The sequence below is a fragment of the Lachnoanaerobaculum orale genome (genome assembly GCF_003862485.1).
GTDB classification, from domain to species: Bacteria; Bacillota; Clostridia; order Lachnospirales; family Lachnospiraceae; genus Lachnoanaerobaculum; species Lachnoanaerobaculum orale.
Genome location: NZ_RRCM01000001.1, coordinates 1,586,010 through 1,598,852, shown reverse-complemented (window position 1 = coordinate 1,598,852; position 12,843 = coordinate 1,586,010). Strand labels below are relative to the sequence as shown.

Genomic DNA, 12,843 nt, shown 5'->3' with positions numbered 1-12,843 from the left:
ATATAGAAAAGAGAGAAATATGGATGAGAAAACCAATGTAATGCGACTTTTAGATCAAAAAAAGATAAAATATAATCACTATTCATATGTGGATACTCCGTCTACAAACGGTGTTGAAGTGGCCAAGTTACTGGGTCAGGATGAAAACAGAGTATTCAAGACTTTGGTGACTGTGGGCAAATCTAAGGCAAACTATGTCTTTGTAATACCGGTTGCAAAGGAACTGAATCTAAAGGAGGCTGCAAAGGCTGTAGGTGAGAAGTCTATTGAAATGCTTAAGTCTAAGGATCTTTTGCCGCTTACAGGCTATGTGCATGGCGGATGTTCTCCTATAGGAATGAAAAAGAGGTTTACGACAGTACTGGATGAGACAGCAGGTGAATATGAGAATATAATATTTAGCGGCGGAAAGATAGGATATCAGGTGGAGATGTCTCCGAAAGATTTGGAAAAGTTTGTTCCTTTAAGCTTTGCACCGCTTACATAGGTGAAGGTATGATAAATGTTGGTATATTGGCACATGTAGATGCCGGAAAGACTACATTGATAGAAGCCATACTTTATAAGACAGGGAAACTTAGAAAAGTCGGCAGAGTGGATTTTGGCGACAGCTTCCTTGATAATGATGAATATGAGAGGAAAAGAGGTATTACAATCTTTTCAAAGACGGCAAGGACTAAGATAGGAGATAAGGATATAAATATAATAGATACTCCGGGGCATATTGATTTTAGCGCGGAGATGGAAAGATGTATATCCGTACTTGATATGGCAATCCTTGTTATAAGCGGAAGTGAAGGCGTGCAGTCACATTCGCATACGCTCTTTAAACTTTTGAAGGAGGCAAATATACCTGTACTTATCTTTGTAAATAAAATTGACAGTGACAAGTTTGATAAAGATAAGGTAATGGAAGGCTTAAAAAAGTCGTTATCAAAAAATATAGTAGACTTTTCGGAAGATGAAAAGATACTTGAGGAAGAAGTGGCATCCTGTGATGAAAGACTGATAGAAAAATTCGTCGACGGAGAGAAGATAACAAAGAAAGATATAAAAGAATGTATACAAAAAGCTAAGGTCTTTCCCGTTATCTTCGGTTCGGCTCTTAAGCTTATAAATATAGAAGAAATACTTGAATTTATAGATAATTATATAGATGAAAAGTCTTATCCTGAGGCGCTTTCGGGAATAATATATAAGATAAAATATGATGAGAGCGGCAACAGACTTTCATTTATAAAGCTTATGGGAGGAAGCCTGCATGTCAAGGATACTCTAAATGACGAAAAGATAAATCAGATAAGGGTATATGACGGTGATAAATATGTAGCGGTTGATATGGCAAATTCCGGAGATATTGTGGCGGTGACAGGTCTTACAAAGTCACATGCAGGTGATACTTTCGGAGATATAAAAAGACCGCTACAAAAGCTTTTGCCTGTACTCAGCTACAATATGATATTTCCCAAGGATATAAGTATAAATCAGATATATCCCAAGCTTATTCAGATATTTGATGAAGTGCCTGAAATAAAGATGGAATATGATGAAGAACTTTCAAAAATAAAAGTAAATCTGATGGGTGAAGTTCAGATAGACCTTATAAAGAATCTGATAAATGAAAGGCTTCAGATAAGCTGTGAGCTTGTGGACGGAGGTATTATCTATAAAGAGAGTATAGCGGGAAGTGTAGAGGGAGTAGGGCATTTTGAGCCTATGAAGCACTATGCGGAGGTGCATATACTGATATCACAAGGTGAGAGGGGCAGCGGTATAGTATATAAAAATGATGTATCTGACGATGAGCTGCCAAAGAACTACCAAAGTCAGGTAAGAAATATCGTTGAAAACTCAAAGTTTAAGGGTGTACTTACAGGAAGTGAGCTTACAGATGTAGTGCTTACTTTGGTGGCAGGCAGAGCACATGAAAAGCATACCGAGGGTGGAGATTTTCTTGAAGCCGTACACAGGTCTGTAAGACACGGGCTGATGTATGCAAAATCAATACTGCTTGAGCCGTACTATGACTTTGAAATAAATCTTCCTATAGAAAACCTCGGCAGACTCTTAAACGATTTAAACAATATGAATGCCGAGGAGATAAGCTATGAAGGCGTTGAAGTTCTTCACGTAACAGGATTTGCGCCTACCGTCAATATTCAAAACTACGGAAGTACGCTTTTATCATATACTAAAGGACTTGGACGGATTGCATTCAGTCTCAGAGGCTTTTTACTATGCCACAATGCGGATGAGATTATTGAAAAATGTAATTATTATCCGGAGTTTGATGTTAAAAATACTCCGGATTCGGTGTTTGCTTCACATGGCGAGAGCTTCATAGTGCCTTGGAATGAGGTATTTAACTATATGCATATACCGCTTAAGAGATTTGAATTTGTAAAAGAAGAGGAGAAAATAGAAACCGTTCGTTCCACCTATGATGCAAGCAAGGCTGACAGTGAAGAGCTGATGGCAATTTTTGAGAGGACATACGGTAAGGTCACTCCGAGGATAGGAGACTGGGATGCGCCTGTTAAGAAGACACCTGAAAGGGAGTATGTATACAAGGAAAGAGAAAAGAAAAAACACTATCTGCTGGTAGACGGTTACAATGTCATATTTGCATCAAAGTCACTCAGTGAACTTGCGGATACAAATATTGATGCGGCAAGAGACAGGCTTTTGGAACTTTTGATTGACTATAAGGCGTATAAGGACTATGAGATAATACTTGTTTTTGATGCATACAGACTGAAAAATCATGTTACGGAGATACTTAATTTTTCAGGAGTATATGTTGTATATACAAAGACTGCCGAAACAGCGGACCAGTATATTGAAAAGACCACACATGAGATGATAAAAAAATATGATGTGACTGTAGCAACTTCAGACGGTATTGAGCAGATAATAATAAGAGGCAAGGGGGCTATACTTATATCTGCAAGAGAGTTCTTATATGACCTTGAAGAGACAAAAGAAAACTTCAGAAAAGAACATATAGAAAAACAAAGTGTAAGCAACAGACTTTTTGATTCGCTTGAAGGTGAGTTAAAACAGCAAATAGAAGATATAAGACTTGGAAATAAAAAAGAGCCGTAGCTTTTGCTGCGACTCTTAATTTTTTAGTGATGACAGCTGCCTGAACAACCGCCACAGCCACCTCCACAGGATGACTTTCCGTTTTTCTTATCATTGTATATAGTTCTTACAATAAGACCTACTACACCGACCAATACAGCTGAAATAATAACTGTTGCTACCATAGTGATCTCCTTTCTTTAGTAAAACAACTATGCTCTTGCGTCAGCCTTTTGTTCAGGATGTCTCTCTTCATAAGGCTTACGTACAAGACCATAAATAATAGCAATAATACCGATAAATCCGAATATTGTACCGATACCGAACTTACCTGTAATTATAAGTGATCCTATCTGATATATAATCATTCCGACTATATATGCAAACCCACATTGATATCCTACAGCAGTCCAGAACCATTTTACACTGCTCATCTCTCTTCTGATAGCACTCATCGCTGCAATACAAGGAGCACACAGAAGGTTGAATATGAGGTATGAGTAAGCCGTTAGAGGAGTGTAGTCAGCTCTAAGAAGTTGCCAGATACCCTCACCTGTATCTTTATCAAAATTTGAAACATGGTATAGAATACCGAATGTACCTACGACATTCTCTTTTGCCATAAGTCCTGTGATGGCTGCAACTGCCGGTTTCCAAGTACCCCAACCGAGAGGAGCAAAAATCCAGGCAAAAGTATTACCGATATGTGCAAGTAACGATACATCCATCTGTTCCTCTGTAAGGTATGTGAAAGCACCGTTTACAAAGCCGAAGTAGCTTAGGAACCAAACAAGTATAGTGGCAAGAGTGATGACTGTACCTGCTTTTTTAACAAAGCTTGTTCCTCTCTCAGCCATTGATCTGATTACAGAACCTGCCGTAGGTATATGGTATGCAGGAAGCTCTATAACGAACGGTGAAGGATCACCTGAAAACATCTTGGTCTTCTTAAGCATGATACCTGAGACGACAATAGCGGCAATACCTACAAAGTAAGCTGATGAAGCAACCCACGGGGAGTTATCAAACAATGCACCTGATATAAGTGCTATAACAGGAAGCTTTGCAGAACATGGAATAAATGTGGTTGTAATAACCGTCATTCTTCTGTCATGTTCACTTTCAATAGTTCTTGAAGCCATAATTCCAGGAACACCGCAACCTGTACCGATAAGAATCGGGATAAAGCTCTTACCTGAAAGACCGAATCTTCTGAATACTCTGTCCATAACGAAGGCGATTCTTGCCATATATCCGCAACCTTCCAAGATAGCAAGGAAGAAGAACAGTGTAAGCATCTGAGGAAGGAAACCGAGAACGGCACCTACACCGGCTACGATACCGTTTACAATAAGTCCTACAAGCCACTCGGCAGCACCCACAGACTCTAAAAAGCCTTGAATGCCCGGCTGTATAATGTTTGCGATCAATTCATCATTTACCCAGTCGGTCATTCCTGTACCGATAGTGGTAATAGAAATATAGTAAACAAGGAACATGATGGCTGCAAATATTGGAAGACCTAAGATTCTGTTTGTAACGATCTTATCAATCCTATCTGAAATACTTACATAGTCCTTGTTCTTTACTTTGTAGAAGCTTGCAATTACATTTGAGATATAGTTATATCTCTCGGATGTGATAATACTCTCGGCTTCATCATCCATAGCATCTTCACAAGTTGTAATTATCTTTTCAATCTTATTAAGTGTGTCATCCGATATGTTAAGCTGTTCAACAGCTTTTGCATCTCTTTGGAAAAGTTTGATTCCGTACCATCTCTTTTGAAGATCAGGTACATTACCCGGCAAAAGATCAATGATATCTTTTACAGCGGACTCTACGTTTTTGTCAAATACATGCTGCTCTTTCGGAAGAGTCTTTGACTTTGCAAGAGAGATAGCCTTTTCAGCTGCTTCCATAATTCCTGTACCCTTAAGTGCGGAAATCTCTACAACAGGACATCCGAGACTTTCACTCATTTTATCAAGGTCAAGCTTGTTTCCGCTCTTTTCAAGTACATCAAGCATGTTGACTGCAATAACCACAGGAACACCCAGCTCGGTAACCTGTGAAGTAAGATACAAGTTTCTCTCAAGGTTTGTACCGTCAATTATATTCAGCACAGCGTCTGGCTTTTCATTGAGAATATAATTTCTGGCTACAACTTCTTCCAATGTATATGGAGAAAGAGAATAAATACCCGGAAGGTCTGTGATAATTACATCTGTATGTCCCTTTAACTTACCTTCCTTTTTTTCAACTGTAACACCCGGCCAGTTACCGACAGTCTGGTTGGAACCTGTCAGGGCATTAAATAATGTAGTTTTACCGGTATTAGGGTTTCCGGTAAGTGCAATTCTGATTGCCATATTAGCTCCTTATCTGGTGATTTCAATATTTTCCGCGTCAGCTTTTCTGATAGAAAGCTCATAACCTCTTACAGTAACCTCGATAGGGTCACCAAGAGGTGCTACCTTACGTACATGTATGCTTGTACCCTTTGTAACTCCCATGTCCATGATTCTTCTCTTTATAGGACCTTCACCATGAACTTTGGCAACAGTTACAGTTTCGCCGATTTTTACATCTCTTAAAGTATCCATTCGTTCTCCTTTCTGTAATATGAAGTAATCTCAAAACGTAATAATGGAAATTCCATTGCTGTGTAAATAAAATATTTACATTACAAAAACTAACTAGACCATAATCTTTGAAGCAAGTTCTTTGCTGATTGCAACTCTGGAATCCTTAACGTTTACTATCAAGTTTCCCGACATGGCATTTACAACAGAAATCTTACCGTCAATAACAAATCCGAGAGTCGCCAAAAAGGTTTTGTCCTTCTCACGTCCGTTGATCTGCTTTATCGTGTATTCTTCGCCTAAGTTAGCCATAAGTAAAGGCATCATATAACCCAACCCCTCCTTTTCTTTATGTCAAAATACATTCTATAGGTTAGCATACGCTAACATTTAATGCAAGAGTTTTTTAAGAAAAAGTTAGAGAATACTTACTGAATTAACTGACTATTAGAGAAAACTAACTAAAAAGTACTTAAAAAAGTACAATATTAGCGGGTAAAAGGCCAATTTTCCGTCTATTTACTATTTACAAGAACCTTCCTTTATGATATATTATCTGCGTAGTAAATTTTACAAAATAAAATTGTTAATATTAGTGAACACTAACAGGAGGTATGATATGTTATTAATCAATTGGAAGAAGATAGGTTTATTCGCAGCAGGTACATTTTTCGGAACAGCAGGAATTAAGTTGCTTTCAAGCAAGGATGCAAAGAAAGCTTATGCACAGGGAACAGCGGCAGTACTTCGTATGAAGGAATGTGTAATGGATACAGTTTCATGTGTTCAGGAGAATGCAAGCGATATTTTAGCTGAGGCTAAGGACATCAACGAAGAGCGTGCAGCAAAAGAAGAAGAAGCTAACATCGAAGAGTAATACTTTTAAGAAAATATAGTTTTGATAATAAGGAAGAGTCTGACTCTTCCTTAAATTATAATAGATTAGAGTATAATGATTAGAGGTTTAAAGTGAATTGTAAGATATTACATGAGTCAAGCAGACGAATGCGTGTGCGCATGGCTCAAAAGAGAATGACTATAAAAGAAGCGGATATGCTTCAATATTATTTGGAAGGTTTTGACTTTGTAAAAAAGGTCGTTGTATACGAGAGAACCTGTGATGTAGCTATTTATTATAAGAACAATAAAAGAGAGTCTGTTATAAAGAGACTGAAAAAGTTCAACTATAATGATACGGCACTGCTTGAAAATATGCCGAATACTTCAGGCAGACAGATAACAAGAGAGTTCCAGGAAAAGATGGTGGGAATGCTTTTGTCATTCGGTGTAAGGAGATTGTTCTTCCCGAATATTATCAACAGTGTCTATACGATTGTTAAGGCCGCTCCGCTTGTGTGGAGAGGAATCAAATGTATTGTCAGCAGAAAACTTGAAGTTGATTTGCTTGATGCACTTTCAGTGGCTATATCTATTGTACAGGGTAACTATTCAACAGCAGGTTCTTTGATGCTTTTACTTGATATAGGTAACGAGCTTGAGGATTGGACTCATAAGAAGTCTGTAGACGACCTGGCAAGAAGTATGTCACTTAATGTGGACAAGGTTTGGCTTGTTACAGAAAATGAAGAGGTATCCGTACCTATTTCACATATTAAGACAGGTGACCTTATCAGAGTACATACAGGTAATGTGGTACCGCTTGACGGAGAGATGGTAAGCGGTGAAGCGATGTTGAATCAGGCTTCACTTACAGGTGAGTCCGTTCCGGTAGAAAAGAGTGCAGGTTCAAGAGTTTATGCCGGTACTGTAGTTGAAGAGGGTGAGTGCCTTCTGAGAGCGACGGTTACAAACGGACAGAGCAGATATGACAAGATTGTATCTATGATTGAGGACAGCGAGAAGCTTAAGTCAAATACCGAAAATATGGCAAACAGACTTGCAGACAGACTTGTTCCTTATTCACTTCTTACAACAGGACTTACATATCTGTTTACAAGAAATATAACAAGGGCACTTTCAGTTCTGATGGTTGACTTCTCATGTGCACTTAAGCTTTCAATGCCGCTTGCAGTGCTTTCAGCAATGAGAGAGGCGGGAAACGATAAAATTACCGTAAAGGGCGGTAAGTTTATGGAGGCTATAGCCAAAGCCGACACTATTGTATTTGACAAGACAGGTACACTTACATATGCCTGCCCTAAGGTACAAAGAATCATCGGAATTGACGGAGATGACGAGAATCAGCTTTTAAAGATTGCGGCATGTCTTGAGGAGCATTATCCTCACTCAATTGCCAATGCCGTAGTAAAAGAGGCTAAGGAAAGAAAGATTCGTCATAAGGAGATGCACTCTGAGGTTCAGTATATCGTTGCACACGGTATAGCAAGTACAATCGAGGGCGACAAGGTAGTAATAGGAAGTTATCACTTTGTAATCGAGGATGAAAAGGCATTCCTTAGCGAAGACGCAAAGAGAAAGGTGGAAAACCTTGACCACAGATATTCACATCTGTTTATGGCAATTGCAGGAAGACTTGCAGCTATTATTGAGATTGCGGATCCGCTTAGAGCTGAAGCCAAGGATGTGTTAAAGAAGTTAAAGGCGCTTGGAATCAAAAAGACTGTAATGATGACAGGCGACAATCAATATACCGCCGAGGCTATTGCAAAAGAAGTAGGTGTAGACAAGTACTATGCCGAGGTTTTGCCTGAGGATAAGGCAAGCTATGTTGAAAAGGAAAAGGCAAAGGGCAGAACAGTAATAATGATCGGTGACGGTATCAACGACTCACCGGCACTTTCAGCTGCAGACTGCGGTATCGCTATTAGTGAGGGTGCAGCCATTGCAAGAGAAATTGCCGATGTATGTGTATCGGCTGACGACCTTAACGAGCTTGTAAAATTGAAAGAGCTTTCAAACAAGCTTACAAAGCGTGTTGAGTCAAACTTCAGATTTATTATGGGATTCAACGGTTCACTTATAGGACTTGGAATCTTGGGTATTTTGGCACCTGCCACATCATCATTTTTACACAACGCATCAACAGTAGGTATTGCGCTTTCAAGCATGACAAACTTATTGCCTGAGGATTAAAAGATTTTTTCGGACATCTTAGGATGTCCGTTTTTATAAAGATATAAATGATTGTAAACAATTGATTTTTGCAATTATTTTGGATATAATGTCATTTAAACAGTTTTAAATTATAAAAGGAGGATATATGGTTATACAAGAGGCTGCAGAGATGTATTTGGAGACTATTCTCAGACTGAAAAACAAAATCGGTGTTGTAAGAGCTGTGGATATTGCCAGAGAGATGGGATATTCAAAGCCTACTATAAGTGAGCAGATGAAAAAATTCAGAGAGAACGGATATGTCGAAGTGAATAACGAAGGACATATCACACTTACAGATAAGGGAATGGAAATTGCCTCATCCACACTTGAAAGACATAATGTACTTGGCAGAATTTTACAAAAGATTGGAGTAAGTAAGGACACAGCTATAGAGGATGCCTGCAGAATAGAGCATTATATCAGTGAAGAGACCTTCCAATGTTTAAAAAAATATTTCGGAGAAGAATAAAATAACCGCATAGTATTGACAAAAAAATATCTATATGTATTTTATAAGATACTTTGTTGAAAAATTTAATTTTACGCTGTAAACTTATCCCGTCTTATAATAGTTTGTAGAAGTAAGAGGTAAAATATGGGATTACATATAGTAAATGAAGCAAACAAGTGCTTGCAGTGTAAGAAGCCGTTATGTAGTATGCATTGCCCTGTGACTACATCAATACCGCAGGTTATAGCACTTTTTAAAGAAGGAAAAATAATGGAAGCCGGTGAAATTCTCTTTGAGAACAATCCGCTTTCACTTGTATGTTCAATAGTTTGTGACCACGAAGCTCAGTGTCTTGGAAACTGTATAATGAACAGAAAAAACAATCCTGTCAGATTCTGTGATATAGAAAGATTTATATCGGATTTTTATCTTGACAGAATGGAATTTGTAAAAAAGCCCAGAAAGAATATCATGGTTGCAGTAATAGGCGGAGGTCCTGCAGGAATGACTGTCGCCATCAAGATGATAAAGGAAGGCTATGATGTAACTATCTTTGATGAGAGAAACAGCATAGGCGGAGTGCTTCAGTACGGTATTCCGGATTTCAGATTGCCGAAGTCACTTATGAAGAGATACTACGACAAGATGGAAGAGATAGGCATTAAGATAAGAAACAATACCGCTGTAGGCGGAGCTTTGGAAATAAAAGATCTGTTTAGAGACGGGTATAAGGCCGTATTTGTAGGTACAGGTGTGTGGAGAGCAAAGACTCTGGGTATTGCAGGTGAGAGCTTGCCGAATGTTCATTTTAGTGTGGACTATCTTGCAAATCCTGACGGACATAAACTTGGTGAGAGCGTTGCCATTATCGGAATGGGAAATGCCGCAATGGATGTGGCAAGAACGGCACTTAGAAGAGGTTCAAGATCAGTTAAACTCTATGCCAGAAGTAAGAGAGTTGCAGCAAACTCGGTTGAGGTCGAGTCTGCAAAGTATGAGGGTGCCGAGTTTATATTCGGTAAGGCTATTGACTCCATTACTTATGACGGACCTGTATTTAAAACAGCTATATTTGATGAAGAAAACAATGTAATCGGATATGAGAAGGATCTTGACTATGTGGAAGCGGATTCTACAATCATATCTGTAAGTAACGGACCTAAAAACAAGCTTGTACTTACAACGGAAGGCTTAAAGGCTTCAGATAAGGGACTTTTGATAGTTGATGAGAACTGTATGACAACAGTTGACGGTGTATTTGCGGCAGGTGATGTGGTACTCGGCTCAAAGACTGTAGTAAATGCAGTATCACAGGCTAAGGTGGCCGTAGAGGGAATGCTCAGATATTTAGAGGACTTGGAAGCAAAAAAGATGTAATAATACTTGACAAAGATAAAATCAAGTAATATTATATGGTGCATAAACGAAGAAGAGAAGAGTAGCATATATTGAACTTACAGAGAGGGTTGCAAAGCTGAGAGCAACTTACGGATGTATATGTGAAGACCGTCTCTGAGTGGCTTTAATAAAGCACGGTGATTCCGTTATAATCAAATGAGGGATATATTATATATCCGAATTAAGGTGGAACCGCGTACATCGCCCTTAAACGAGAGTTTGAGGGCGATTTTTTGTAGTTTGAATGGAGGAAAGATGAAAGTAACATTAAAAGACGGCTCAGTTAAAGAGTACGACAGCAAGAAAAGCATTATTGACATAGCTAAGGATATAAGTGAAGGACTTGCAAGAAATGTGGTTGCAGGTGAAGTAAACGGTGTAATGCATGACCTGCGAGATGAGATAGGCAGTGACTGTGAACTGAATCTTATTACATTAAAAGATGAAAAAGGACTTTCAGTTATAAGACATACTACTTCACATGTGCTTGCTCAGGCTGTAAAAAGAGTTTTCCCGCAGTCAAAGCTTGCTATAGGACCAAGCATTGCCGAAGGATTTTACTATGACTTTGAGCATGAACCGTTTTCAAGAGACGACCTTGACAAGCTTGAAGCCGAGATGAAGAAGATAATAAAAGAAGGTGAGGCTATAGAGAGATTTGAGCTTCCGAGAGAAGAAGCAATCAAGTTTATGGAAGAAAAAAATGAGCCTTACAAGGTGGAACTTATAAAGGATCTGCCTGAGGGTGAGAAGATATCTTTCTATAAGCAGGGAGATTTCACCGATCTTTGTGCCGGACCTCATCTGCAAAGAACAAAGGATATAAAGGCTTTTAAGCTTGTATCATCATCAATGGCATATTGGAGAGGAGATTCAAACAAAGCAAGACTCCAAAGAATCTACGGTACGGCATATAACTCAAAGGAAGAACTTGAAGCATATTTAAAGCATCTTGAGGATATAAAGCTCAGAGATCACAACAAGCTTGGAAGAGAGATGGAACTCTTTACAACTGTAGATGTAGTGGGTCAGGGACTTCCTCTTATGTTACCGAAGGGTACAAAGATGATTCAGAAACTCCAAAGATGGATTGAAGATCTTGAGGACAATGAGTGGGGCTATGTAAGAACAAAGACTCCTCTTATGGCAAAGTCGGATCTTTATAAGATTTCAGGACACTGGGATCACTATCAGGACGGTATGTTTATTTTGGGAGATCCTCAGCATGACGGAGAAATCCTTGCACTCAGACCTATGACATGTCCGTTCCAGTACTATGTATATAAAAATACTCAAAAATCATACAGAGATCTGCCATATCGTATGGGTGAGACATCCACACTTTTCAGAAATGAAGATTCGGGAGAAATGCACGGACTTACAAGAGTAAGACAGTTCACTATTTCCGAAGGTCACAATGTAATAAGACCGGATCAGGCTGAAGAAGAGTTACAAAGCTGTCTTAACCTTGCAATATATGTACTTGAAACTTTGGGTCTTAGAGATGATATAACATTCAGACTTTCAAAGTGGGATAAGAATAATAAGGAAAAATACCTTGGAGATGAGGCGTATTGGGAAGGGACACAGGCTGCACTTAGAAATATTCTGGTAGAAAAGGGACTTCCTTTTACAGAGGCTGACGGTGAGGCGGCATTCTACGGACCTAAGATTGATATTCAGGCAAAGAATGTTTACGGCAAAGAGGATACAATGATTACAATTCAGCTTGATGCCGCTATTGCAGAAAACTTTGACCTTTACTATATAGACCAAAACGGTGCAAAGGTAAGACCTTATATTGTACACAGAACATCACTTGGTTGCTATGAGAGAACACTTGCATGGCTTATAGAGAAGTACGCAGGAAAGTTCCCTACATGGTTATGCCCTGAGCAGGTAAGAATTCTTCCTATATCGGATAAGTATGCTGACTATGCAAACTCCGTGTTAAAAGAACTTAAGAAAAACGGCATAGATGCTACTGTAGATACCAGAACGGAGAAGATAGGATTTAAGATAAGAGATGCAAGACTTGCAAGACTTCCGTATATGCTTGTAGTAGGCGAAAAAGAAGAGGCCGAGGGAAGCGTATCTGTAAGAAGCAGATTTGCAGGAGATGAAGGAAGCAAGAAGCTTTCAGACTTTGTAGATATGATCTGCAAGGAGATAAGAACAAAGGAAATCAGAAAAGAAGAAGTAACTGAATAAGTATAAAATATATGGCAAAGATCGCTTAGGTCTTTG

The 12,843-nt window shown here is 38.9% G+C and carries 11 protein-coding genes and 1 other annotated feature; of the genes, 7 read left to right on the top strand and 4 right to left on the bottom strand.

All coding sequences use genetic code 11. The features are described 5' to 3' along the window. The first annotated feature begins 19 nt into the window (after positions 1–19). A complete protein-coding gene (gene ybaK, locus EHW90_RS07555) occupies positions 20–487 on the top strand; it encodes a Cys-tRNA(Pro) deacylase (protein WP_124952232.1) in 468 nt (155 codons plus the stop codon). An 8-nt stretch (positions 488–495) separates the two neighbouring features. Further along, entirely contained in the window at positions 496–3,105 is a 2,610-nt protein-coding gene (locus tag EHW90_RS07550; RefSeq protein ID WP_124952231.1) for a translation factor GTPase family protein, read from the top strand. A 23-nt stretch (positions 3,106–3,128) separates the two neighbouring features. Here EHW90_RS07550 and EHW90_RS07545 read toward each other — a convergent pair whose 3' ends face one another. The 4 genes from EHW90_RS07545 to EHW90_RS07530 all read right to left on the bottom strand — a co-directional run bounded on the left by EHW90_RS07545 (position 3,129) and on the right by EHW90_RS07530 (position 5,996). Beyond that, entirely contained in the window at positions 3,129–3,269 is a 141-nt protein-coding gene (locus EHW90_RS07545) for a FeoB-associated Cys-rich membrane protein (RefSeq protein ID WP_009446349.1), read from the bottom strand. Positions 3,270–3,296: 27 nt separating this feature from the next. Further along, positions 3,297–5,456 (bottom strand): ferrous iron transport protein B, encoded by a 2,160-nt coding sequence (gene feoB / locus EHW90_RS07540; RefSeq protein ID WP_124952230.1) that lies wholly within the window; start codon positions 5,454–5,456, stop codon positions 3,297–3,299. 9 nt (positions 5,457–5,465) lie between these two features. Beyond that, positions 5,466–5,690 (bottom strand): FeoA family protein, encoded by a 225-nt coding sequence (locus EHW90_RS07535; RefSeq protein WP_009446352.1) that lies wholly within the window; start codon positions 5,688–5,690, stop codon positions 5,466–5,468. A gap of 93 nt (positions 5,691–5,783) precedes the next feature. Beyond that, the gene (locus tag EHW90_RS07530; RefSeq protein WP_124952229.1) at positions 5,784–5,996 is read right to left on the bottom strand and encodes a FeoA family protein; all 213 of its coding nucleotides are present in this window, start codon (positions 5,994–5,996) and stop codon (positions 5,784–5,786) included. A gap of 292 nt (positions 5,997–6,288) precedes the next feature. Here EHW90_RS07530 and EHW90_RS07525 point away from each other — a divergent pair, with 292 nt between their 5' ends. The 5 genes from EHW90_RS07525 (at position 6,289) to thrS (ending at position 12,807) form a co-directional block, all read left to right on the top strand. Beyond that, positions 6,289–6,546: a DUF6110 family protein gene (locus EHW90_RS07525; RefSeq protein ID WP_124952228.1), complete on the top strand. Its 258-nt coding sequence runs from the start codon at positions 6,289–6,291 to the stop codon at positions 6,544–6,546. A gap of 140 nt (positions 6,547–6,686) precedes the next feature. Next, positions 6,687–8,723 carry a heavy metal translocating P-type ATPase gene (locus EHW90_RS07520; RefSeq protein WP_124952658.1) on the top strand — a complete coding sequence of 679 codons (2,037 nt, stop codon included), beginning with the start codon at positions 6,687–6,689 and terminating at the stop codon, positions 8,721–8,723. Between the two features lie 127 nt (positions 8,724–8,850). Beyond that, positions 8,851–9,216 (top strand): metal-dependent transcriptional regulator, encoded by a 366-nt coding sequence (locus tag EHW90_RS07515; protein WP_060931717.1) that lies wholly within the window; start codon positions 8,851–8,853, stop codon positions 9,214–9,216. 126 nt (positions 9,217–9,342) lie between these two features. After that, on the top strand, positions 9,343–10,575 hold the full coding sequence (locus EHW90_RS07510; RefSeq protein WP_124952227.1) for an FAD-dependent oxidoreductase: 1,233 nt from the start codon (positions 9,343–9,345) through the stop codon (positions 10,573–10,575). 40 nt (positions 10,576–10,615) lie between these two features. Further along, positions 10,616–10,808 (top strand) — a binding site (T-box leader). A 43-nt stretch (positions 10,809–10,851) separates the two neighbouring features. Next, on the top strand, positions 10,852–12,807 hold the full coding sequence (gene thrS / locus EHW90_RS07505; protein ID WP_124952226.1) for a threonine--tRNA ligase: 1,956 nt from the start codon (positions 10,852–10,854) through the stop codon (positions 12,805–12,807). The last annotated feature ends 36 nt before the right edge of the window (positions 12,808–12,843 follow it).

Bases quoted from the DNA above. Each gene is read 5' to 3' on its own strand.
- ybaK (WP_124952232.1), top strand. From the start codon at position 20: ATGGATGAGAAAACCAATGTAATGCGACTTTTAGATCAAAAAAAGATA.
- EHW90_RS07550 (WP_124952231.1), top strand. From the start codon at position 496: ATGATAAATGTTGGTATATTGGCACATGTAGATGCCGGAAAGACTACA.
- EHW90_RS07545 (WP_009446349.1), bottom strand. From the start codon at position 3,269: ATGGTAGCAACAGTTATTATTTCAGCTGTATTGGTCGGTGTAGTAGGT.
- feoB (WP_124952230.1), bottom strand. From the start codon at position 5,456: ATGGCAATCAGAATTGCACTTACCGGAAACCCTAATACCGGTAAAACT.
- EHW90_RS07535 (WP_009446352.1), bottom strand. From the start codon at position 5,690: ATGGATACTTTAAGAGATGTAAAAATCGGCGAAACTGTAACTGTTGCC.
- EHW90_RS07530 (WP_124952229.1), bottom strand. From the start codon at position 5,996: ATGATGCCTTTACTTATGGCTAACTTAGGCGAAGAATACACGATAAAG.
- EHW90_RS07525 (WP_124952228.1), top strand. From the start codon at position 6,289: ATGTTATTAATCAATTGGAAGAAGATAGGTTTATTCGCAGCAGGTACA.
- EHW90_RS07520 (WP_124952658.1), top strand. From the start codon at position 6,687: ATGGCTCAAAAGAGAATGACTATAAAAGAAGCGGATATGCTTCAATAT.
- EHW90_RS07515 (WP_060931717.1), top strand. From the start codon at position 8,851: ATGGTTATACAAGAGGCTGCAGAGATGTATTTGGAGACTATTCTCAGA.
- EHW90_RS07510 (WP_124952227.1), top strand. From the start codon at position 9,343: ATGGGATTACATATAGTAAATGAAGCAAACAAGTGCTTGCAGTGTAAG.
- thrS (WP_124952226.1), top strand. From the start codon at position 10,852: ATGAAAGTAACATTAAAAGACGGCTCAGTTAAAGAGTACGACAGCAAG.